Source organism: Pseudomonas sp. Pf153, assembly GCF_001269775.1.
Classification (GTDB): Bacteria; Pseudomonadota; Gammaproteobacteria; order Pseudomonadales; family Pseudomonadaceae; genus Aquipseudomonas; species Aquipseudomonas uvaldensis.
In genome coordinates this window covers 249,829-273,797 of record NZ_LHVL01000025.1, presented here as the reverse complement: position 1 = coordinate 273,797, position 23,969 = coordinate 249,829, and the positions used below count along the sequence as shown (strand labels likewise).

The following is a 23,969-nucleotide window of genomic DNA, read 5'->3' as shown; positions in this document are numbered from 1 at the left end:
GAAGCACTGGCTCGATGGGTTACCAAAATGACAACGGCTGATATCGACACCAACGAAGTACTGATAGATTGCCAATCAGTCTGGAAAATCTTTGGCAATAGAGCCCCGGCGGCAATGCAGGCTGTGGTGGAGCGGGGCTTGAGCAAGACCCAGGTCCTGCAGGACTACAGTTGCGTGGTCGGCGTCTCTGACGTCAGTCTCCAGGTTCGTCGCGCGGAGATCTTCTGCATCATGGGGTTGTCCGGCAGTGGCAAATCCACGCTGATCAGGCTACTCAACAAGCTGATCACACCGAGTGCGGGGAAAGTGCTGGTCAAGGGCAAGGATCTTTCCTCATTGACCCCCGCGCAATTGCGCGATGTGAGGGCGCGCAATATCGGCATGGTTTTTCAGAGCGTCGCGTTGTTGCCAAACCGTACCGTACTGGAAAACACCGCCTTCGGCCTGGAAGTCCAGGGCGTCGGCAAGGCCGAACGCTACAAGGTCGCAGAACGTGCGTTGGCCAAGGTAGGGCTCACCGACTGGGCTTCACGTTACCCGAGCGAGTTGTCCGGTGGCATGCAGCAACGCGTCGGGCTCGCCCGGGCCATTACGGCGGATCCCGAAGTCATCTTGATGGACGAACCATTCAGCGCGCTCGATCCGTTGATCCGCCGTCAACTGCAGGATGAGTTCCGTCAGTTGACCAAGGAGCTGGGAAAGTCTGCGGTATTCATCACCCATGATCTGGATGAAGCGATCCGCATTGGTGATCGCATCGCGATCATGAAAGACGGCGTCATCATTCAAGTTGGCACGGCGGAAGACATCGTGCTCAATCCTGCGGACGACTACGTCGCGGAGTTCGTTGCGGGCATTTCGCGCCTGCATCTGGTCAAGGCTCATTCGGTGATGACGCCGGTGGAGTCATACCGGGCCGCGAACCCTGGCTGTGATATCTCAAGGTTGCTCAAGACCACGCTCAACGCCGACATCAATGAGTTGATCGGCCTGACGATGAAGTCCGAGCGTGATGCATTGGCAGTCGTCGACGCCGGCGCGGTGGTCGGGATCATCACGCCGCGTGACCTACTGCGGGGCGTCCAGGGGATTCCAAACGAATTCACTGAGCGTTCGTGCAATGCGATGGCGGAGGTTTCCCCATGAACACGCCCGACTTTTCCAGTCAGTTCGACGCTGCGATAGACGCCGGGCTTGGCTGGCTTGCAGACAACGGTGAGTTCGTATTCGACGCCATGAACGCGGCGCTGGCCGGCGTTTATAAAGCGGTCTTGTGGTGCATTGCGTCACCACCGTCTTATGTCATTGCGCTGTTGATCGCGCTGATCGGTTGGCGCGCCGTCGGCAGGCGCTTCGCGATCCTGTCCGGGCTGGCGTTGTTGTTTTGTGCCTTTATCGGTTTGTGGGCAGAAACGGCAAGCACCCTTTCCTTGGTACTGACGGCTACGTTCCTGGCCTTACTGGTGGCTATACCCCTGGGCGTATTGGCGGGGCTCGCACCGTCCATTGATCGTGTCGTAGACCCCTGCCTGGATCTGATCCAGACGATGCCGCCTTATATCTATCTGCTACCGGCAATTGCCTTGCTGGGGTATGGCCCGGCCACCGCGCTGCTGGCAACCTTCATCGTGGCGGTGCCACCGGCGTTTCGCCTGACGTCGCTGGGCATTCGCATGACGCCCAAGGCCTTCATCGAACTGGGCGACGCCAGCGGCGTTACCGGTTGGCAGATGTTCTACAAGATCCGCTTGCCGTTCGCGCTTCCCAGCATCATGGCCGGTGTGAACCAGAGCCTGATGATGGCGTTCGGCATGGTAGTGATTGCCGGCATCGTTGGATCGGGAGGCCTGGGTGAGTCCATCTATGGTGCGGTCCGCACACTGGATATTGCCAAGTCCATCAACGCGGCCATCGCCATCGTGATCCTGACCATGATTCTGGACCGGCTGGCGCAAAGCGCCGTTCGAGCACCCAACGGAGAGCAACCATGAACTTTTCTCCCGGCGCCTTTCTGGCACCCGTCGTCGATTGGCTCAACGCCAATTTCCACGGGTTGTTCGTCGTCATCAGCAAGGTCATCGAAACGACCCTGGGTGCAGTGGAAAGCGTATTGCTCGCTCCTCATCCCTACGTCCTCATTGGCCTGGTGGTCATGGCGGCGGTGTTTTTCGCCAACAAGAAAGTGGCGGCGTATGCCGCTGTGATGCTGGCCTTCTGTTTGTTCTCGGGGCTCTGGCGCGCCTCCATGCAAACCATCGCCCTGGTCGCGGTGGCGGTGCTCATCTCGGTCGCCATCGCGTTCCCTTTGGGCGTCCTGGCCGCGCGGATAAAACGTGTCGATGCAGCGCTTCTACCGGTTCTGAACATCATGCAAACCGTCCCGCCCTGGGTGTACCTGATCCCTGCGGTGATGTTGTTCAGCCTGGGACGTGTGCCGGCGATCATCGCTACGATTGTCTACGGCATCCCACCGATGCTCCGACTGACCACCCTGGCGTTCAAGCAGTTGCCCAAGGAGCTGTTGGAGCTTGGACAGGCCTCAGGCGCATCGCCGCGGGACATCCTGTTCAAGATCGAACTGCCAACGGCCGCGCCGACCCTTTTGGTGGGCCTTAACCAATGCATCCTGCTCTCGCTCGCGATGGTGGTATTGGCGGGGCTGGTGGGGGCAGGTGGGCTGGGCGCCGAAGTGACGCGGGGTCTCACTCGAATGGAGATGGGACTGGGCTTGCGCGCCGGTCTGGCGATCGTCGCGGTGGCGTTGCTGCTGGATCGGCTGTCGCGCGGCGCACTGCAACGCCATTCGCCGCGTAAGCTTGTTTGAGCGAGGCGAGGCAGTCAGTGATCACACGGCGTCAGTTCAGCGGAGTGATGCAAGGTAAAAACCTTCGCTTCCTGCCGGAAGAAAGGGCAACACCCGCACGAGAAACCCGCGCAGGCTTTCTTTTGCTCGAGCATTTTTCGTTACCGGCGTTCACGCAGTTCCTGGACACCCTCGTGACCGCGAATCTGTTGCGGCCTGGCCTGTTCTCGACCACCACATTCGGGCTGGACGGCGCCGAGGTCGTCAGTGATCTCGGGCTGGTGATTCGTCCCGATGCGGTACTGGCTCGGGAAACGCTGCGGGGGCTGGATCTGTTGGTGATCTGCGGCGGTTATCGGACCGAGCTGAAGGCCGATGATGGCCTGATCGCGTTGCTGCAAGGCGCGTCCTGGCTCGGCATCAGCCTGGCGGGGTTATGGAATGGATCGTGGTTCCTCGGCGTTGCCGGTTTGCTCGATGGCTACCGGTGCGCCATTCATCCGGAGCACCGACCGGCGCTCGCGGAACTTGCCAAGGCGACTCAGGTGACCAGTGACGCTTTGGTCATCGACAAGGATCGGCTCACCGCGTCGAGTCCGGCGGGCGCTTTCCAGATGGCGTTGAGCTGGGTAGGCGGACTGCATGGCAAGGCGCTGGTGGATGGCATTGAAGACATTCTGTCATTCGAAGAATCGCGGTACAGGCGTATCAAAGCTTCCCCACTGGTATGTGTGAGCCCGCCCTTGCGCGAAGTCATTTCGCTCATGGAAGCGAACCTGGAAGAACCGTTGGCGATGCCTGAACTGGCCCGCTATGCCGGACGCTCCCGCCGTCAACTGGAGCGGTTGTTCAAGGAACAGCTGGGCACACCCCCTCAACGTTACTACCTGGAACTGCGCATCACCGAAGCACGACGACTGCTCCAGTACACGGCGCTTTCGCAAACGGAGGTCCTGGTGGCCTGTGGGTTTGTTTCCCCCAGCCATTTCAGCAAGTGCTACAGCTCGTATTTTGGCTATCGCCCGTCAATGGAGAGACGGCGGGTCAAGTGATTCGTCAGCACTCACATTTTTAAAAACTGCGACTACACTCGCTCTTGCTGGCCCAGAAGGATCGACGGCTGCCAAAGGTTTTCGTGGATCCTTTGAAAACTTTCTTCGAGACAAGGAGCAGTCATGACTACCCCGGACACACTTCTGCAAAGGCAGATCAGCCTTACGCATGCTTTCGTGGTCAACAATGCGGCGTTGCATTCTCAGACCTGGAAAGACATGAAGAACCCGACGTCGAGTCAGGTTTCGGACAATATTCTTACGCGTCTCAAGGCCTCCAAGGTAGGCGGCGGTTATGACATCGTCTGGGGCCCCGCGCTGGTGCCGGATGGCGAGCACGTGGCGCACATTACCGTGGTGCTGGCCGACAGGAACAATGAGAACAACCTCGTCGTCGTGACCAGTGGGACACTCATCGACTCCATGAAGGATCAGGTGGACGATCTGGATATTTTCCCCATGGTGTCATTGCAGAGTGTTATCCCGGGCTGCCAGGTGACGGCGAGTATCGCCGAGGGCACTGCAAAGGGTGTGGGCGCGATACTGACGACGGCACCTACTGTCGGTTCTCAGGACACGCTGTGCGATTTTCTAGGGAAGCAGAAAAGTGGGACGAACATCCGCTTGGTCGGTCATAGCCTCGGCGGCGCGCTGATGTCGGTGGTCGCGCTTTATCTGAAAGACAAATTTCCGGGCTTTAACTACTTTTGTGAAACCTTTGCCGCCCCCACGGCGGGCGACGGTCTTTTCGCGAGCTATTTCAATAAGCAAATGGCCGGTCATGCGTTGCGCATCTACAACAGCCTGGATGTCGTTCCGATGGCGTGGTGCGCCACTTCGCTTAATTTCTCCCTGACGGTCTATGACAACGCCATTGATGACTTCATGAAGAATTCGGTGTGCTCCAACATCGACAAGGTTGTGAATAACAACCTGAACTATACGCAATGGGGAATGGGCAGCGCGAACATGGAACTGCGGCTCTGTGGGAAACCCAATTCCGATTGCAAAAGCTACGAGTCTCAGTCCGGCTATCAGCACATCTACGAGTACATGACACTGCTGGGTTTGCAGCCTGGCGATATACCGATGCCGCCGTCCGGCAGTTAATGGAATAGTTTCGCTGTCCTGATATTCGGGTGGCAGGCAGAGGCCTTCCATGGGAAGCCTGCCACTCGGATATCCGGAAACTTTCTAATTGCAACGGTGCTTGAATCGTCTTCTGCCAAGAACCGTAGTTTTTTCTCGCTCATCAATCGGCGATTAATTGCGGAGCAACTATGTCTGATGCCGGATTCTGTTTTTTGTGTTTTCTCGCCACCGCGGACCAGCCGATGAGGAAGCTGAAATGACCAACCCGAACGCCGTGAAAACTTACATCGGCTGTTACTACCTCACCAACGTTATTAATACCAGTACCTGGTTCGCCTACCGCCAGGGTGATTCGTTGGCCTGTCAGCTATCGGACAACGGCGACTTGAAAGACGCGACCTTATTTGCCTTTTACCTGGGGGATAGCTTCACCCCCGACACTGTCAGCCTGGGCGGCCACAACTGGCTTCAGGTCCAATCGGTGCACGACGGGGTGTGGTTGGACTTTGGCAGCTCGATTCCGGGCGGTGCCGCAGGCGATTTCTATGTTGCGCTTACCTCTCCAGACACACCTGCGACCCTTGCTCTGTCGAGCGGCACCAAGTACGGGATCCCGCCAATGAATAACACCATCTGGATGGAGCTCGTCCAAGGCAAGTCGGTTGTATCGGTCTTCTATATGGACATCCTGGACAAGACGGTCGTCTGGACAGATGTGGCGAAGGCCGTGGAGTTTGCCAACGTGTCTGCACCTCTCACGACGAAGCAGCTACTCCCGGCTGCATGGGACCTGAACAAGCAGACTTACGACCAGACCGACTTCGGGTATCTGTTCCTGAACAATGCTGATTTCTCCGGTACCCGGGTGACAAACAGCAATCTGAGCAATGTCACCTTTTCGGGCACCGCGAATTTCCCGGAGGCGGTGCTTGATGGCAGTAATTTTCGCGGTTGCAAGTTGGATGGCGCGAGCTTTTGTAACGCCTCGCTCAAGGACGTCGATTTCAGCAACGCCAGCCTGAAAGGATGCGACTTTTCAGGGGCAGTGTTCGACAACTGTAACTTGGAAGGCGCTGACCTGACAGGCGCCGACCTGTCCCTGGCGACCCTTTCGGATCTCACCAAGCCCATCTGCATCACTCGAGCTGAGACAAACCGAACTATTTTTTCGAACGCCCGGGTGAACAAGATCCTCACGCATGAGTTCGACGGCGAGGATGATGATATCTACGTCTGGAGCTATGCACAGATGGACGGTGTCCAGTTCATGATGGAAGATCCCGACCACCCGGGCGCGGCGATCCTCGATGGGACGCTCGATAATCTGATCGCAAAATATGCCGTGCTGACCGGCGTGCAGTTCGGTGCCGTGGGCTCTCCAAGCATCAGCTACTCGGACTTTTCCAACGCTCAGCTCGGGGGCGCCAACCTGGTGAACGCGGACCTGTCCTACACCAAGTTCGACCATGCCACCTTCTCGACACCGGACGGCAAGCACCGCTGTAATCTGAGCGGTGCGTACCTGCTCAATGCCACATTCAGCAACGCGGACCTGTCGTACGCCATGATGCCGTTCTGCTACTTGTATGGCGGCAAAGCGACGCTGGTCGATGCGACCATCAAACAGGTGGACTTCACGGGGGCGTACCTCTTCGCGGCTAATTTCTCGGGTGTAAGTGGACAGAATGCTGTGGGTGCCACCTTCGACGGAGCGTGCCTCATCAACGCCAAATTCGTCGGTGTCGATCTGGCGACCGTGGATGATCAACGCGCCTGCTCGTTCGCGAGCGCGTGTCTTCAAGGGGTCGATTTTTCCGGTGCGAACACAAAGGGCGTCAATTTCACGGGAGCGGCCGTCAGCACAGAGGAAGGCACCTTGAATGTCCATGGCGGCCGGGAAGATACGACCCAGCTTACGTACGGCATCACACAGCTGCCGGAGAACACCATTGACGCGACGTGCCCGAACGGCCAGACAGGGCCGTGCACCGGCACTATGTGGCACGCCAACGACGCCCCCATGAGCGACTGGCATTACAACGACCACAGCTGACCGCGAGACACGACATATCCTGCGCGAACGTTCGCATCCAATATCATCGATAACAGGGAAGCAATCATGAATCAAGGGAATGATGGGGCGGCCGGCCGGCGCACGGACAAACTGCCCGGACCGACCGAGACGCGCACGCTGCACTTCGACCTCCGGCACTGCAAGGACCCGGACGACGTGCTCCTGCACGCGAATCTGAGGCAATACCGGCTCGAACGTCACACGCCGCAGACCCTGGCACGGGCCAGCCAGGACACGCCTTTCCTGGCCCTGCTTGCTCAGGAGCACGTCACGCATTACATCGAGGACCTTCCCGTCCCCTCGAACCGCCCGGCACTGGTCACCGTGTCCACGGGAACCGGTGAGGGATCGATCCGCAACACCCTCTCCATGTTCTTGCACGTTCCCAAGGCCGGCAGAGCGGCTGCACGGGAAGAAATGAAGAGGCGCGGCAAGGACGTACTCGCTTCGGCACGCGACAAACTCGCCAGGTACGGCATCACGTCGGAACATCTCGAACCGCTGGTCCTGGAGGGCGATTTCCCGGACCACGTCGATAATTACGTCGAGGCCATGGAGGCCGCGGTGGCCGTGCTTTTCCATCACCCGAGCCTGCTGAATCTCAGTGGTGACAACGGCGGTGCCATCCCGGCGTATATCAAGGAAAGCTGCATCAAGGAGGCGATTGCCAATGATGCCAACACCTTGGTGGATACGATCAACGGAGCCGGTGACGCGTGGCAGAAAAAAGTACCGCTGCTCGACTGGAATAAACAGCAGGTGTACGACGGCGACAAACCGCTCTATACGTCCAAGCTCAACGAGGGCGTGCGGATGGCCGTGTCGAGTACATTGCCACTGGCGATCCAGTTATCCCGGCAGGATGAATACCTTCGCGGCGCGCTGTGGAAAGTGTTCGAGGGTGTCGTATCGAGCGAGTACCAGGGCACGGCCGGCACTCATTCAATGCGCCGGCGTGACCAGGACTCCCAATGGCAATTGAAGAACCTGACCCCGGGCCTGGGCGTCGTGGTCGACCCTGCCAGCGTGAAGTACGACGGCAGCAACATGTCCGTGACGGTGGAGAACCAGTGGCTCAGGCACCTGGGAGCCTACATCGAGTTCCTGGATGCCCGCGGCACTCCCGTCGCGCCACCGGATTCATGGCCGGCGGTTTCGGTTCCCAGTATGTTCAGCGGCACCGCCACAACCAAGTACCTCGACCGAGTCGGGCCCATCGATGAGATCGCCGGTATCCCTATCGATGTCACCGATATGACGCTGTCGTTCCCCGTGCCGGACGCGGCCAACGCGGTGAACATCCATCTGGCGGGCCTTGGGATTTTCGGCCCCGGGCATACCGACCGGCATATCTGTCTCCTGGGCATCTTCATGACGGCAACCTTCGAGTATGCGATCCCGATCATCGCGCTCGCCGCGGGGGCCGCCTTGATGAAGACGGAGTTCGTCACCAATCTGCTGAAGGACAACGCGGTCTACGTTGGGATCCTGGGTGTCTTGGCGACGATCGACGCGGCGATCATCGACTACGCATTGACGGGCGGAATCAAGGAGGTTCTCCTCAAGCTGGCCAACATCATCGGGCCCTTGTTGTGGAAGACAGGCTTGAAGGCGATGTTGCTGGAGTTTATCGCGCAAGGGGCCCTGGAGGAGGCGATCCCATTCGTGGACCTGGCCCTGGAAGCGGTCAACGCGGCGATTACCGCTGTGCAGCTTGGCCAGACGATATTCGAGGTGCTTGAGGCCGCGCCGATCTATACCTCAACGGTGACGAGGACCATCGATCTGAATATCACCCTCATGCCGGACTCGCAGTTCCATTACTTCCCCATGCAGGCGACGCATTACGTGGTCACTGTCTCGTACGACAGCCAGGTGACGGTCCCTTCCAAGACGTTTTCGTTGTCGCAGGGGACGAACAACCAACCCATCCCGATCAGTTTCAAGGGCGTTCCGGGTGGAGGAAAGTTGAAGGTGACTGCCATTTTCTACGCCGACGACGGATGGGTTGCGGGCAAAGGGGGCACTGACTGGACACCCGCGTTGGGCACGGACGGCAGCACGCTGGTGATACCGGACCTGGAGATCAAGAACAGCTTGCCTCCACTGACCAAAAGCTCGGTCTACGAGCACGTGGAGAAGCTGGTCTACGAGGGCGGTGCGCACGTGTGGAGCAAGGGCGCGCCGCTGCCGACGGCCACGGCGACCTCCGGCTCGGATCTGCTCAGCCTGACGAGCATTACCCTGGCGCAGGGCCCCGCGTCGATCGGCTACGGCTGGCAGGCCACTCATCTGAACATTCCGGAAAACCTCCCGACCAACCCCCGGTCGATCGATGCCATGTACACGGTGCAGAACGTGTCACTTCTCGCGCCACCGGAGCAGGCCTACCAGCCACTCGACGTCGGCTATACCGGCAAGTCCGGCATCTGCTACGACCTGGTGAGCCCGTCGGACGGGTCGGGGAGAAACTTCTTTCTCGACGGCAACCCGATTGCAGCCGGTAGCGAGTATGACGCACCGTCGTATGTTCATCTTCGCAAAGTCACGCTGAGCTATGACAACGAAGCGAAATGCGCTCCTCTTCAGTCCGGGGTGGGGCAGAGCTATGGTCGATTCCCGGCGGGTATCCCACTGGACGATTTCGTCCTGCACCCGCAGGGTTATGTATTTGCCATCAGTACCGGGCGAAGCAAACTGCTGCGATGCGAGCTGTCGAGCGCACCCGTCGCGGATGGTGAAGCCCCGGACGCCTGCCTGCTCTGCGGCAAGGGCTCGCGGGAGGGGCTGCTGTCGGATCCGGTAGCGATCGCCATCGGTCTGGATGGTGTAGTGATGGTGCTCGAAGCCGACAACGCACGGGTGCAGGCGTTTGACATCCACGGTAATCCGGTCAAGTACTTCCAGGACAAGACCTCGTCGACGTTGGCGCTGAACGCCCGTGGACAGGCGACTTATCTCGACCTGGACGTGGAGGCCAAGGGGTATGTCTACGTGCTCTCCTATACCGACGACGGCAGTTCGCCGGATGACTACTACATGGATATCTACACGCCGCAGGGCGATCTTTTGGTGTCAACGCAAGGCGTCGCCGCCGGCAAGCTCACCGTCAGCCTGGACCGGAACGTATATGCGCTCAACTACGAGCTGATCCACGGCGCGGACGGCAAGCCCGAGCCCTCGATCAGCCATTGGATGCCGCCGGCTCCGTCCAGTTGAAATGAGTTTGCGCCAACCTGTGGGAGCACGGCTTGCCCGCGATAGCGGTGGGATGGTTATTCCACCGCTTCAAGCACCCCCCGATCCTCACCCAGGAACCCACCGCTCTGATGGTGCCACAACCGCGCATAAGTGCCGTTCTTCGCCAGCAGTTCGGCGTGGGTGCCTTGTTCGACGATGCGTCCCTCGTCCATGACAATCAGCCGGTCCATGGCGGCGATGGTTGACAGTCGATGGGCGATGGCAATGACCGTCTTGCCCTCCATCATTTCATCGAGGCTTTCCTGGATGGCGACTTCGACTTCCGAATCCAGCGCGCTGGTGGCCTCGTCCAGCAACAGGATCGGGGCGTTCTTGAGCATCACCCGCGCGATAGCGATGCGTTGGCGTTGCCCGCCCGACAGCTTGATGCCGCGCTCACCCACCAGCGTGTCATAGCCTGAATGGCCTTGTCGGTCGCTCAGTTGACGGATGAAGCCATCGGCCTGGGCATTGGCCGCTGCCCTGCGGATCTGTTCTTCGGTCGCATCCGGACGACCGTAGGCGATATTGTCGCGAATGGAGCGGTGCAGCAGCGAGGTGTCCTGGGTGACCATGCCGATGGCGCTGCGCAGGCTGTCTTGCGTGACCTGGGCGATGTTCTGGCCGTCGATGCGAATCTCACCGCTGTCCACGTCATAGAAGCGCAGCAGCAGATTGATCAGGGTCGATTTGCCGGCGCCGGAGCGGCCCACCAGGCCGATCTTTTCCCCCGGACGGATGTCCAGGCTCAGGCCATCGAGCACCTGGCGTTCACCGTTGTAGTTGAAGCGGACATTGTCGAAGGTCACCGCACCGCCAGTGGGCACCAGTACGCCGGCATCGGGTGCATCCACGACCTTGGGGCCGCGGGTCAATGTCGCCATGCCATCCTGCACGGTGCCGATGCTCTCGAACAGCGAGGTCATTTGCCACATGATCCAGTGGGACATGCCGTTGATCCGCAGCGCCATGGCCGTGATTGCTGCCACGGCCCCGGTGCCGACTTCGCCCTGGTGCCACAACCACAAGGCATAGCCGCCGGCGCCGAGAATCAGCGCGACCACCAGCGCCTGGTTGACGATTTCGAACTGGCTTACCAGGCGCATCTGGCGAAAGCCGGTGAGCTTGAAATCTTCCATGGCCGCACGGGCGAAGTGCGCCTCACGCTTGGAGTGCGAAAACAGCTTTACCGTGGTGATGTTGGTGTAGGCATCGGAGATGCGCCCGGTCATCGACGACCGCGCATGGGCCTGTTCCTGTCCGACTTGCCCCAGGCGTGGCACGAAGTACAGCATGGCCAGGCCGAACAATGCGACCCAGGCCATGAACGGCAGCATCAGTTTCAGGGCGAAGCCACCGGCCAGGGCGATGATCGCAATAAAGTACACCCCGATGCCGGGGGCGATTTCGATGACAGTGAACAGTACCTCGCGCACGGCGAGGGCCGTCTGCATCACCTTGGTCGTCACCCGTCCGGAGAACTCGTCGGAAAAAAACGAAAGGCTCTGGCGCAGCATCAGGCGATGGAAATCCCAGCGCAGCCGCAACGGCAGATTGATCGCCAATACCTGGTGCTGAACCATGGTGCGCAGCGCCACCAACCCGATGCTGGCGAGCAACACGATGCCGATGCCCCACAACACCCGGCTTTCCTGTCCCTGCGCGTCGCCGCCCGCTTGCCAGGTCGAGAGCAGGTCCACGACTTGTCCCAGAAAGGAAAACAACCAGGCTTCGTAGATCGACACCCCGGCACTGAGCAGCGCGAACACCAGGACATAGCCGCGAGCGCCCCGGGTGCAGGCCCACAGGAAGCGGACCAGACCGACAGGGGGAGGTGGTGCTTCATCGGGTGGGAAAGGGTCGAGTCTTCGTTCAAACACACGAAGCATTGGGGTCTCCGGAAAGTTCTTGATAGGGGATTTTGCCACTTAACGGCTGCCTGAGGGGCCGCGAGACAGGGGCGGCGCGCCAAGGCGTACCTGGACGAAACCGGACATGAGCCCATGATTGGCCGACCCATTGCACCGCAAAGCCTCACGAGAGGGGCGAGTGGGGGCTGAAGGGCGAACCGTGTCACGCCTTGCCCGGCGAGCAGTGGCGCCAGCTAAGGTTGGCCCGTGACCCGATCAGACCACGTCCGTATGCAGGTTCGGACCTGTGCCTATCAACGTCAGTTCCACATGCCCCGGCGGGGGCACCTCAGCGGACTTCGCGCCAGTATCGGCGCTGGCCGGCGCGCTGTTGTCCGCCGCACTGAACAGCAGGTTGCTCTCGTTGAGCCGGGAGGAAACGTTGCCGTCGATCACCAGTTCGAAACGTTGTCCGTCGCCATTGGCCTCGAAGCTCTTCAGGTAAGTGCGTGTGTCGTCGGCATTGTTTCGGATCGCCAGCGTCCCGTCGTATCCGTTGCCGATGCCGGTGAAGCCCAGGGCACTGAGATCGATACGGTCTTCGTCGGGATTGAAGTCGAGCAGGCGATCGCTGCCGCTACTGTCGGCGCAGCGGAAGCTGTCGGCCACGCTGGCATAGCGCAATACGTCGCTTCCCGCGCCACCGGAAAGCAGGTCACGGCCGAGATTGCCCTGCAGCAGATCGTCTCCCGCCAGGCCACGCAGGATCTCATCGGTTTCCAGGCCTTGCAGCTTATCCTCGCCAGAGGAGCCCACCAGTCTGGCGGTGCCATCCGTGCTGCCGAACGTCGTGTCAAGGCTGCCATCGGCATTCAGGCGAACCGCAGCAAAGTCACTGCCATGGTTGGCGTAGGCGTGTCCGGCCAGCAGGATCCTGCCATCGTCCAGCAAAGTGATTTCGCTGGCCAGGGCCGAGTCGCCGGGCAGGTCGACGCTGACCGTCCCCTGGTTGCCGAAACTGAGGTCCAGGCTGCCATCGGCGTTGAGCCGGGTCACGGCAAAATCCTTGAAGGTGCTGGTGCTGGCCACCAGGATCTTGCCGTCGTCCTGTATGGCCACGTCGCCACGGTAGCTGCCGAGAAAGGACAGCGACGCGATGCCGCCCTCGCCAAAGTCGGTATCCAATTCCCCATCGGCCGTGTACTTGAGCAAGCTGTTCTGGAAGCCGGGCGCGCCCTGGACCAGCAGGCCTCCATCTGCCATCGGGGTCAGGCCTTGCATGAACTCGAACGTGCCGTCGGCTTGCAGCGTCAAGGTGCCTTGCGTGCCAAACGCCATGTCCCGGGTGCCGTCGGCATTCAGCTGGGCCACTTTCAGAGTGTGACCTTCCAGCGCACTGACCAGCACGCCCCCGTCGGCCTTGGCCTGTACCAGGGGGGCTGAACCAAACCCGCTGGGCAGGCTGGCCGCGGCATTGCTGTTGAAGGTGAGGTCGGCTTTGCCGTCCGGCCCCCAGCGCTGGACGATGGCGGTATCGTCATGCCCTTCGTGGGCAGTCACCACCGCACCGTCGGCCTGGACCTGAAGCGTGTATGTCTTTTCGAGAGGGATCTGCTTGTGGATCACCTGTCGGCCGGCGTTGCCGTAGTCCTTGTCCAGACTGCCGTCGGCAAGAAGGCGGGTGAGCGAAAAGTCCATGCCCTCGTCCAGGTCGTCGCTGTACTGGCTGAAGCCGGCGATCAGAATCGAGCCATCGGGCTGTATCACCACGTCCTGGGCATTATCCGCATGTCCCGCGATATCGACGATCATCGTCCCAGGGGCGCTGTAGGTGGTGGCCATGTTTCCAGTCCTTTAGAGCATCGCAAAGCGTTGACTCTAGCCCAGTACCATTGATGCGCCAGGGTTTCTGGACAACTGGCATGGCAGGCAATCCAGCTGGCCACGGATGAGCGGGGCTCAGGCATCTCCTCGAAAGCGGGCGTCCGTCACAGGTAATTCATGATGAACCAGACGTCTGCATTCGCGGTTCCTGCGCTCAGGCCAGGATCGAGTATCCCGCTGCTTCCCGAGGGCAGGACGCGCAAATACCGCGCTGTCAGGGGGATGCTGAAGGTTCCGCCCGCGGCGGGGGACTCGCCAAGGACATAGCTTTTGTTGAGTTCCAATGGTTGCTGGTCGTTGCCAAGCAGTTGCAGTCCCAGGCCCTTGGCGGTGGACGTATTGTTGAGGTTGACGATACCCAGGCTGGCATTCCATGCGGGACTGTTCGGGGTCGGGGCGAGTGTGTAGGTAATCTTGTTGATGCCCTTGGGGCAGTTGTTGACCCTTATATTGAAACTGACCGGGGCGGATTGCGAACCATATTCCGCAAATGAACTGAGCTTGTGTTTGCCCATGTCCACGGTCACGTCTGGCGTGTCGCAGGATTGGGCAACGATGGAGGTGCTGCTGGTCACGCTCATCGCCAGGGGCGTGATGCTGTCGAAGTAGTAATAGCCATATATTCCCGAAGGAAGCTTCAGCAGCTCGCCCTGGGTGTCGGCGATCTTTATCAGGCGTAGCGCGTGCTGGGAGCCATTCCACCCCCAGGTGCCGGAGGGGCCGTTATCAATGTTGGGGTAGCCGCGTGCCGGGGTGTTGTTGATTTCGACGCGTATCCACTGCCAGGCGATGCCTGTATTGCCTATCGGGAATATGTTGTTGCCGGGTGTCGTTGTCCCAAGGCTGTTTTTGATGCCATAGGTATACCCCGAGGGGCACGTGTAGGAACTGTTTACGCCTTGCAAGGTTTTTGTCGGCGTTTCATAAAGGACCGTTCCATTTGGGGCATCCCGGGGCACCGATATCGTCGGCGGAAAATCGAATTGCATGGTGGTCAGGCCGTGTCCTTTCACAAAGGAACAGGCTGCCTCTGCTCCCTGGCCCGTCAAGGCGAGGAAAACGATGGGTACTATGGTTTTTCCTGGTGTCATTCAAGACCTGCTCTGGGTGGGTGCGACGCTGCGCGGGGATCGATTTGAAGTCGGAAGGTTGACGGAGGCTGGGACAGGGATATTGGAATTCGACGATAAGATCTGTGGTCGGCTTTTGGAATCGGAAGATTCCTATACTCCACGTCCGCAGCACCGAACCGATCGGGTGGACACGCCTGCGCTGGGGCCGGAATCGCTTGGACGGTGGTCCCGAGCTCTTTCACAACACTCAAGATCCCTCTGCCGCTGACGACATAGACCTTGATGACTCAAGCCAAGGAGCAGTCGCTATGGGCGTTAAAGAGGTAGTGATGGGCGTGTCGCTGTGGGTGGCCCTGAACGGGGCGTGCCAGGCCGAACCGGCGTTGACCGAAGGCGTTATCCGTTTCACCGGGAGCATCGTCGAGCCAGGGTGCCGAACGGACATGAACCCCGGCGTCGCGATCGAACTCGTCGAATGCCCGCGTGCGGCCCGCGGCGCTACTCTCGATGTCACACACATGGGCGGCCAGGGCAACCAGACACCCGGCGTCTCGGCACGCCTGATCGCGGACAGCGGCACGGACGAGCCTTATTACAATCAGCGCTACGCCCTGGTGGACGCGGCCGGAAAGCCCGTGCTCGATGGCACCTGGCTGGTGACGCTGACGGCGCCATGAGGCGCACCGTCAGGGCCTGCATTCGAGCCTGACCCGCTCGTAGTTCAGAGCCTTGTCGCGCTCGGGCAGGGAGTAACTCGCCTGGCATTGCTTGTCCGCCCATTTGATGGTGAGCGTGGCGCTCGGGTCCTGCACCAGGGCCAGGGCCTTGCCGGAAGGATCGGCCATCGCGATCTGCTTGCCGCTTGAGTCTTCCAGCACCGTGCCGAACGGCAGATGCTTGTGCATGGCATCGAACAGTTCGAACTGGACCCGCCGACCGGTTTGCGAGGCGTAGCGCACCAGTACGGCGGCGCCGCGTCGAGGCACGACTTGTTGGGTGGCATTCTCGATCTCGACATCGGCGCCCAGATCACGAGTGTCGAGGCTGATCCAGTTCACCCGGTAGGGTTGGGTGTTGGGGATGACCGCAAAGCCGTTGCGGCCGGTTTTGGTTCCGCTGAAACTGCTGATCTTGACGCCGCCGGGTACGTCTGGCACCTCGGCCAGTGCAAAGGTTTCACCCAGGGTCTGCCCGAGGTTGATCCCTCCCGCGTGGGCTACCACCGAACCGGCGAGGTTCAGGTTCTGCGAGGTGTAGCCGCGACCCTGGCTGTAGCCCGCATTGATGTCCACGAAGGGCTGTCGGGTACTGATGCTCGCCGATCCCGAATTGCCGCTGGTGCTGCTGTTGCCTGCCTGTACGGAATAATAGGTGTCGCTGTTTTCCGATAGGTAGCCGTTCACCCCCAGTTGAGTGCTGTCGCCGGATTTCTGGCTGGTGGTCGAGAAATACGCCCGGGGTGCCCGTGGTTTGGAACCGAGGGGAAACGACAGCGACAGGTTCATCTGTGTGTCGTTGTTCGAGGGGCCGAAACTTCCCACGTCCTGGGTGTGGATCACGCCGAGGTTGTAGGTCAGGTCACCCCAGTTGTTGCTGTAGCCGGCGGACACACTCTGGGATCCGCCTCGTCCCCAGTAACGCTGGTCGGTAGCGTTCAGGTAAAGGCTTCCGAACTGCTGGTTGCGGCCCAGGCTCTGGCTCACGGTCAGGTCCGTGCGGGTCTTGGAGTTGCCGCGACGCTGTTCGGCGTAGCTCTGATCCTCGATATGTTCGGTCAGCGTGCGGTAACCCTCGGTCGAGTAACGGTAGGCAGCGAGGGTGAAGTTGGTGTTGGTGCCACTGAAAGTCTTGGCGTACAGCATCCGCAGGCTGTTGCCTTGTGTGGTCTGGCCGTGGGACTGGCTGGACGAATGGGTCAGGTCGAACGACACGGCCCCCCAGGGCGTATTGCGACCCAGGCCCATGGACAAGGCCCTGAAATTATCGGTTGCCTGTACGCCGACGATGCCGGTCGTGTTGCTGCTCAGGCCGTAGGCCAAGGTACTGCTGAGCATCTGCGGCGATGCCAGGCCTTCGGTGTTGCTCTTGTACTGGCCCGCCGAGACGCTGTAGTTGACCTGCCCCTGGCGCACCATGATCGGCAGGCTGGAGAAGGCCTGGATGGTTTCACGTCGGCGGCCGTCCGCTTCGATGATCGTCACCTGGAGATCACCGTTGGAGCCGCTGGGGTAGATATCGCTGATCTCGAAAGGACCAGGCGGCACGTTGGTGCTGTACAGGATGTAATCGTTCTGGCGAATCTCCACGGTGGCGTTGCTTTGCGCAACGCCTCTGATGACCGGTGCGTAGCCACGTTCGCTGTCGGCGCGCATGCCCTCGTCGGAGCTCAGCATCAGCCCGCGGTAGCGGACGCTGTCGAACAACTGCGAGTCGGAAAAAATGTCCCCCGCGCTGAACTGTCCCTTCAGGGCCGTGACGTCATGTTGCACATAGCTACGGTTGCTGGTGAACGTATTCGGCCGGCCGGTCTGGCTGTTGAAGTTGGATTCGTTGCGCAGCCTCCAGCCGCCGAGGTTGATGCCGTTGCGCAGACCCAGGTTGTTGGAAATCGTCGTGGCGCTGTCGGTGCTGTTGCGATTGCTGCTCAACTGATAGTTGATGAACCCAACGGGCACTCCCGCGTCCCACAGCGCGGGGTCGACATAACCACGCATGCCTCGTTGCATGGCGATCTGCGGAATGCTGATCGACAGTCGCAGGCGACTGGGGTCGTAGTTGACGGTCGCCTGGTCGATCAAGGCCGGCAGGTCATGGCAGGCGTCCGGCGCAGCGTTTTTGAGGCGGTCCGCCACTTCGGGCCGGCTCAGGTTGATCCCCAGTTGCTGCAAGGTTTCCAGGGTCAGGCAGGCTTCCACTTTTGCGCTTTTCTCAACGCGCCGAAAATCGATATCGCGACGGCCGACCAGCACGTCGTTGCTGTAGACGTCCACCCGATAATTTCCTGGCAAAACGCTGTTGGCCGAGAGCAGCAGATCCAGGTCCACGGAGGACGCTGCGCCTTGCAGGAATGAGGTATTGAACTGGCTGACTTGAAGGGGTTCTTGAACTGCCGGGTCGCCAGCTTCTGCGAGCTGGGTCAGGCCTGCCAACATCGCCAGGTATAACGCGTTAAGACCAAAGTTAATGGACGACGTCGTTTTTGTCGGGGAGTTGGAGTTGCTGCGTGGGAATAAAGACATGCCCAGCCCTATATCGCTACGGACGACAGAAGTTAAGGTTCGTTATTGAAATCGGAGAGCGTCGGGAACTGCTGTGAGTACGGCGATCGTTATTGCACTGCTTTTCCATTGACGGCCGATGCACCGGTGAAAGTCGCTGCATAGCGAACTTGCGCACCGTAATCGTTGATGCTTGAAAAGTTGACGCTCGAATAGTTCGAATGTGTGGCCTGTTTAAGAGGGAGCGTTTTGGTCTCGCCGGGCGCAATCATCATGGAGTCCACCGGGTGTTCAGTGCTGGAGCCTGAACGAACGGCCACTTCCGACAATGAAACGTGATAGAGACTCGGGTTGCTTATCGTCAATGTCGCATGACCTTGCTGCTCGCCCAGTCGCCACGACAGTTGTTCAGGCGCCAGATACGCTTCTGACGCAAGGCCGACAGGGCGGAAGAACACCTTGATGCGCTGGCGTACCGCCAGTTGCAACGTGTTCGGCGTCTTGGCGGCCTGGGGGATTTCCTGGACATTGAGCCATACCACCGATTCCTTGTCGGTTGGCATGCCGGTGCCCTCATAGATAATCCGCAGCAGTTGCTGTTCCTTGGCCATGATCCTTGCCAGCGGCGGTGTCACGGCAAAAGGGACTGGCGCTTTCTCGGTCTCGCCGTCGATCCAGGATTGAATCAGCAGGTCGTCACCATTGTTACGTACCTTGATGCTGACCTCTTTGTGCTCGGCGTCGAACACCAGGCGGGTCGCGCTCAGCGAGATGCCGGCGCTTGCCTGTGCTGCAAGCAGTGCGCAGTGCAAACCCACGCACAACGATAGGAAGTGTCGGTTGAACATGACTGGATGCCTGAAATTGAGAAAAGGCGGGACCCTGAAGTCCCGCGCAGTATCAGCCCCGTCCGGCCCTTACTCGTATTGCAGGGTGAACGGCAGGGTGGCGTCGCCGCGACCGGCCACGGCGGTCTTCGGATCGGCAGTAGTGACGTAGGCAGCGGAGAACTTCAGGGTCGCGCTGCCGTCCTGCAGGGTGTTTTCGATTCTGGCGGCAGTTGGGGAGCTCAGGTCGATCTGGTCGCCATTGGCGTTCAGCAGGGCGATACCGATGTTCTTGGCTGCGCCTACACCGTCAGTCAGCTTGAGGACCTTGGTGCCGGTCACGATGCCCGAGCCCGCGCCTTTGGTCGGTTCGAAAATCATCGCAACCTTGGTGCCGGCGTTGCAGTTGATCTTCATGTCGAAGTTTTCCGCGCTCAGCTTGCCGCTGCCGATGGGTGCTGCTGCTGTGCCCATGTCCTTGATGGACACTTCACCCATGGGCACCGAGATGGTTTTATTCAGGCCGGCACTTTCGATGGAGCAGGCGTCGTTGTTGATGATGCCGCTGAAATTGATAGTGCCACTGCCGGCCAGGGTGGGCGTTACCGGATCAGCTGCAAACGATTGACCCGCGGCGGCGAGCATTGAAAGTGTCAGCAGTGTCAGCGATATGTTCTTCATTTAAATATCCATATGTCGGAGATAAGTTGCGTTCTAAACGCCGGGCCAATTTAGTTTTTTGCCGGGGCACGGGCCATCAGACAATTCTGATTGATGTCAATGGGCTAGTTGTGGGCGGAGCGTTTAGAGCGATGAACGGGCCTGCGCCTCATGCACAGACCGTCAATGTATGAATGTTGGAGGAGGGCGCGCGAAAGTTGAAAGTTATAGAAATGACAAGTAGGCGCGAAGAGAGTTGTTCAACTGAAGATATTGTTCTCCAGGCAATACGTCAGCAGATCCTGGTCGCTGGAAACTTCAAGTTTACGCATGGCGGCGATTTTCTGGGTGCTGACGGTCTTCGCGCTCCTGGACTGGCTTTTTGCGATGGCAGTGACGCTCAGCCCCGAGACGAACAGGCGCAGAATCTCGAACTCCTTGGGCGATAGCCTCGACAGCCGTTCATCCAGCGCGACGTTCTGCTCCCTCACGCTATGGGCCAGGGGCCTTGCACTCTTGAAAGGGCGTCCCTGGGCGATGGCCGTGAGCGCAAGCTGGATGTCGTCCTGCAACTGGTTCTTCTGGATGACACCGACCACGCCCAGTTCATGGAGCCGTGTCAGGATCAGCGGGTTGGAGATCATCGTCAGCAGGAGGATTTTCACCTCCGGGAAGTGCCGTCGCAGGTACTCCACCAGTTTGAGTCCATCACCGTAGGGTGAGTCGGCCGGCATGTTGAAGTCCGTGATCACCAGGTCGACCGGCTGGTGTTTGAGAAGCTCTATCAGTCCATTCGAACAGACCGCCTCACCGACGATCCGGAAGCGGTCGTCGCGTTCTATCAGCTCACGCACGCCCAGCAATACGATGGGGTGATCATCCGCGATCACGACGTTGAGTGTGGCCATGTTGGCTATCCCTAATACGTTATTGAGTCATACCGTCATGCCAGTGCGTCGAGCATCGCTCTCAATCGCCCAAGCATAGCCTCGATGTCGCCGGCCAGGTCAGGTGTCATGTGCCGGCCCTCCAACCGGTTCTCCAGGTCGATGCAGGTTTGCGCCAGGTCGGCCGCCTGCACGGCGCCCAATGCCCCGGCCATGCTGTGCAGTTGCCGGGCTACCGCGGCGGTGTCGTTGCCTTGGAGCGTGGCATTGAGCGTGTCGATATCCTGCTGCATCGTGCTGAGGAACAGGTCCCGCATTTTCGGCGACAGCTGTGGTCGGTCGGCATTGTGCACCGTGTCGGCCGCAGGCGGTGCCGGGCTGAAGGGGGGCGGCTCGGCGAGCTTGCAGTGTTTCAACAGCTGTGTCCGCAGCATGTGCAGGTTGAGCGGCTTTACCAGCCAGGCATTCATGCCGACCGCAGCGCAGCGCTCTCCCTCGTCGCGCAGGGCATTGGCGGTCACGCCGATGATCGGCAGGTCCGGCTCGTTCCTGCGCAGTGCCTGGGCCAGTTCATAGCCGTTCATTACCGGCATGTTCACATCGGTCAGCACCAGGTCGAATGAGCCGGGCAACCATTGATGCAGGGCCTGCTCGCCATTCGCCGTGGCGACTACCGAGCAGCCCAGCGCCTGCAGTTGCTCCTTGATGATCGCCCGGTTGATCGGGTTGTCCTCGGCCACCAGGATGTTCAGGTCCAGGTGTCGTGGCGGCTCCATGGTCGATGGGAATGTCCGTGAGTCGGTGCCCTGCTGGGCGAAACGTATTGCCCATGCCATCGCCCGGATGTCGTACGCATCCACGGTCCAACCGGCGCGGGTGTACTCCGGCGGGTTAGGACCGGCGGCCCTGGCGATTATCCGCGGGCCAGTCCAGGAGGACTCCTGGGACGAGGGCAGTACATCGAGCAACAGCGATGATGCGCACGGCGGCTGTTCCGGGTTGACGATACGGGTTTCCTGGCCTAGTCGTTCGAGCCAGTTGCAGACATGCTGCGCCAGTTCAGGCGTGGGTGCCTGTACATAGACGGGCGGGGTGTGCGGATCGAATTGCGGGCAGTCGCCCAGATGGCCTTGGCCGCAGGCAAGCTTGAGTTGCAATGAAAAACTGCTGCCGAGCCCGGGTTCGCTCACCACTTTCAGCTCGCCGGCCATCAGTTCGCATAACCATCGGCAGATCGCCAGGCCCAGGCCGGCGCCCGCTTCGCTGGACGCATCGCGAACCTGGTAGAAAGGGTCGAACAGCTGGGCCTGTTGCGCTTGGGAGATGCCGATGCCGGAGTCGCTGACCTGCCACAGCAGGCTGGCGACGTCGGCATTCTTGTCCAGGACTCGCAACCTCAGTACGACGCGTCCGTTGTCGGTGAACTTGATCGCGTTGCTCACCAGGTTGTTGAGGATCTGGCGGATCCGCAGCGGATCGCCCCGCACCTGGTCGGGAACGGCGGGGTCGATACAGGCGTAAAGCTGCAAGCCCTTGGCCTGGGCGAAAGCGCTGTAGGCCCGCAGGGTCTCTTCGGTCAGTTCCAGCGGGCAGAAGTCCTGGGCCTCGATGGTCATCTGCCCGGCTTCGATCTTCGATACATCCAGTACGTCGCTGATCAGTTGGAACAAGGTGGCCGACGAGCGCTGGATCGTGCGCAGGTATTCCTGCTGGCGGGGGGCCAGCTCAGTCAGGCCCAGGAGTTCCAGCGTGCCCAGTACGCCGTATAAAGGCGTGCGAATCTCATGGCTCATGGTCGCCAGGAAACGGGTTTTTGCCGCATTGGCGGAATCGGCGGCGTGCAGTGCCTGTTCCAGCGCCGCGGCATCCTCGATGTGGCGGGTCACGTCGTTGAATGCGCAGATCCAGACCTCCTGCCCGTGATAGCGAGCCCCGACGAAACCCACCTGCAGATGGCGACCGTCGATCTGCAGCTCCGTCTGGCCCGCACGGGTGAGCAGTTGCCTCTGCTCGAGTGCGGCGATCAGTTTGTCACTTGGCTGCCATTGTTGAAGACGCTGGTTCTGCAGGAGGATCTTGTGATCGCTGCGACGTATCACGCACAGGCCGGTGGGAGCGCTGTCGATGATCGCGCGACTGAAGGCCTCGCTTTCGGCGATGCTCTGGTGGGCCTCATGGGCGGGCAAGACCACGCGAGTCTTGTACCACCGGTTGAAAGCCCAGCCACCGCCGATGCTCGCGAGCATCAGCGTCAACATGCCCAGCAAGGGCCACCAGGCATAGTCGATGAAGCTCTTGAAGCCGACCACATAGACGGCTGTCCAGGGCTGTTGCCCGTCGCTGGAAATCTTGAGCACCAGGCCATCGAGACGAAAGTTGAGCCCGTCCTTGAGGTCTTGCCCAGGCTTTTCGGCGCCTACCAGCAGGGCACCGTTGGGGGCTACCAGGCTGAAGCGATCGTAGATCGACCACTCCATGATGCGCTCGATCTCGTTGAGCTGGTTCAGGTTCAGCAGCGAAGCCACCACCACCCAGGGGCTGGCACCCCGGATACCCAGCTGGGTGGCCGGCATGTCGATGTTGATGTAGGCCAGGACGGTCGGCGGGGCGCTGTTGTCCGTTTCGGCGCTATAGCGCACCCAGTGCACGCGACTGTCCGCAGGCCGAGGGTTGTCCTCATGCAGCCGTTGCAATATCTGGTTCATGACCTGCTGGTAGGTGCCGCCCTGGATCTGGCCGACGCCGCGCAGGCGGCCGGCAGCGGGCACGGCGATATCGAAGTTGTCCGGCATGTTGAACAGGAACACTTGCGGCGACTGGTAATACGACGCCGACCAGAAGGCGCTGTAGTAGCTGGCCAAATGGGCACCCAGGCCGAAGACCCGGTGGCGTTCCCCCGGCTCGATGGTGGCCGGGTTGATCTTCACGCTGAAGGGCAGGGAGAAAGACAGTTCCTGGCCTTTGTAGATGCCATCGCCTTCATCCGGCAACGGCTCTTCGACAAACATCCGGAACTGCCCGGTATCCAGCGGCAGGCCTTTGGCGCTTTGCCGGGCAATCGCATCGAGGAAGGCGTCCTGTTCGCCGATGTTTTCCATCAGCCTGGCGAAGTGAAACCGAACGGTGTCGCGCTGCTCCTCGATCATTCGGTTCAAGCCCCAGGCACTGAGACCGATCAATAGCGACGCCAGACCGCCCAGCACGATCAGCCCTTTGTTCATCTTCAAGGAGCTGCTGGTCAGTTTCTGTAGAAGATCATCGGAATGGGTCATTGGGCCAACCTTTGAAGGACGCTCGGAAACGTTGCGC

Annotated in this window: 16 protein-coding genes; 8 read left to right on the top strand and 8 right to left on the bottom strand. The window is 60.2% G+C overall.

The window, feature by feature from the left end; translation table 11 throughout:
• Positions 1–27: 27 nt before the first annotated feature.
• The 7 genes from AD666_RS16535 to AD666_RS16505 all read left to right on the top strand — a co-directional run bounded on the left by AD666_RS16535 (position 28) and on the right by AD666_RS16505 (position 10,240).
• A complete protein-coding gene (locus tag AD666_RS16535) occupies positions 28–1,146 on the top strand; it encodes a glycine betaine/L-proline ABC transporter ATP-binding protein (protein ID WP_053154047.1) in 1,119 nt (372 codons plus the stop codon).
• Complete coding sequence (locus tag AD666_RS16530) at positions 1,143–1,991, top strand: proline/glycine betaine ABC transporter permease (RefSeq protein ID WP_053154043.1); 849 nt, start codon at positions 1,143–1,145, stop codon at positions 1,989–1,991. The genes AD666_RS16535 and AD666_RS16530 overlap by 4 nt, the downstream gene beginning before the upstream one ends.
• Entirely contained in the window at positions 1,988–2,824 is an 837-nt protein-coding gene (locus AD666_RS16525; RefSeq protein ID WP_053154040.1) for a proline/glycine betaine ABC transporter permease, read from the top strand. Before AD666_RS16530 ends, AD666_RS16525 begins: the two co-directional genes overlap by 4 nt.
• A gap of 47 nt (positions 2,825–2,871) precedes the next feature.
• Positions 2,872–3,855, top strand: coding sequence for a GlxA family transcriptional regulator (locus tag AD666_RS16520; protein WP_053154038.1), 984 nt, complete (start codon positions 2,872–2,874; stop codon positions 3,853–3,855).
• A 123-nt stretch (positions 3,856–3,978) separates the two neighbouring features.
• Positions 3,979–4,965 (top strand): lipase, encoded by a 987-nt coding sequence (locus AD666_RS16515; protein ID WP_053154035.1) that lies wholly within the window; start codon positions 3,979–3,981, stop codon positions 4,963–4,965.
• Positions 4,966–5,203: 238 nt separating this feature from the next.
• Positions 5,204–7,000 carry a pentapeptide repeat-containing protein gene (locus AD666_RS16510; RefSeq protein WP_053154033.1) on the top strand — a complete coding sequence of 599 codons (1,797 nt, stop codon included), beginning with the start codon at positions 5,204–5,206 and terminating at the stop codon, positions 6,998–7,000.
• 66 nt (positions 7,001–7,066) lie between these two features.
• Entirely contained in the window at positions 7,067–10,240 is a 3,174-nt protein-coding gene (locus tag AD666_RS16505) for a hypothetical protein (RefSeq protein ID WP_053154031.1), read from the top strand.
• 56 nt (positions 10,241–10,296) lie between these two features.
• Here AD666_RS16505 and AD666_RS16500 read toward each other — a convergent pair whose 3' ends face one another.
• The 3 genes from AD666_RS16500 to AD666_RS16490 all read right to left on the bottom strand — a co-directional run bounded on the left by AD666_RS16500 (position 10,297) and on the right by AD666_RS16490 (position 15,086).
• Complete coding sequence (locus tag AD666_RS16500; protein ID WP_053154028.1) at positions 10,297–12,150, bottom strand: ABC transporter ATP-binding protein; 1,854 nt, start codon at positions 12,148–12,150, stop codon at positions 10,297–10,299.
• Positions 12,151–12,387: 237 nt separating this feature from the next.
• Positions 12,388–13,953 carry a M10 family metallopeptidase C-terminal domain-containing protein gene (locus AD666_RS16495; RefSeq protein ID WP_053154026.1) on the bottom strand — a complete coding sequence of 522 codons (1,566 nt, stop codon included), beginning with the start codon at positions 13,951–13,953 and terminating at the stop codon, positions 12,388–12,390.
• A 146-nt stretch (positions 13,954–14,099) separates the two neighbouring features.
• Entirely contained in the window at positions 14,100–15,086 is a 987-nt protein-coding gene (locus tag AD666_RS16490) for a fimbrial protein (protein WP_082339816.1), read from the bottom strand.
• A gap of 290 nt (positions 15,087–15,376) precedes the next feature.
• Between AD666_RS16490 and AD666_RS16485 the strand changes: the two genes are divergently transcribed.
• Complete coding sequence (locus tag AD666_RS16485; protein ID WP_053154022.1) at positions 15,377–15,745, top strand: hypothetical protein; 369 nt, start codon at positions 15,377–15,379, stop codon at positions 15,743–15,745.
• A gap of 9 nt (positions 15,746–15,754) precedes the next feature.
• Here the strand turns inward: AD666_RS16485 and AD666_RS16480 are convergent, their stop codons facing one another.
• From AD666_RS16480 to AD666_RS16460, 5 genes are all read right to left on the bottom strand, one after another.
• Positions 15,755–18,220 (bottom strand): fimbria/pilus outer membrane usher protein, encoded by a 2,466-nt coding sequence (locus tag AD666_RS16480; protein ID WP_082339815.1) that lies wholly within the window; start codon positions 18,218–18,220, stop codon positions 15,755–15,757.
• Positions 18,221–18,396: 176 nt separating this feature from the next.
• The gene (locus AD666_RS16475) at positions 18,397–19,134 is read right to left on the bottom strand and encodes a molecular chaperone (protein WP_053154020.1); all 738 of its coding nucleotides are present in this window, start codon (positions 19,132–19,134) and stop codon (positions 18,397–18,399) included.
• 69 nt (positions 19,135–19,203) lie between these two features.
• Positions 19,204–19,794 (bottom strand): fimbrial protein, encoded by a 591-nt coding sequence (locus tag AD666_RS16470; RefSeq protein WP_053154017.1) that lies wholly within the window; start codon positions 19,792–19,794, stop codon positions 19,204–19,206.
• 239 nt (positions 19,795–20,033) lie between these two features.
• On the bottom strand, positions 20,034–20,681 hold the full coding sequence (locus tag AD666_RS16465) for a response regulator (protein WP_053154013.1): 648 nt from the start codon (positions 20,679–20,681) through the stop codon (positions 20,034–20,036).
• 35 nt (positions 20,682–20,716) lie between these two features.
• Entirely contained in the window at positions 20,717–23,932 is a 3,216-nt protein-coding gene (locus AD666_RS16460) for a hybrid sensor histidine kinase/response regulator (RefSeq protein ID WP_053154010.1), read from the bottom strand.
• Positions 23,933–23,969 lie beyond the last annotated feature (37 nt).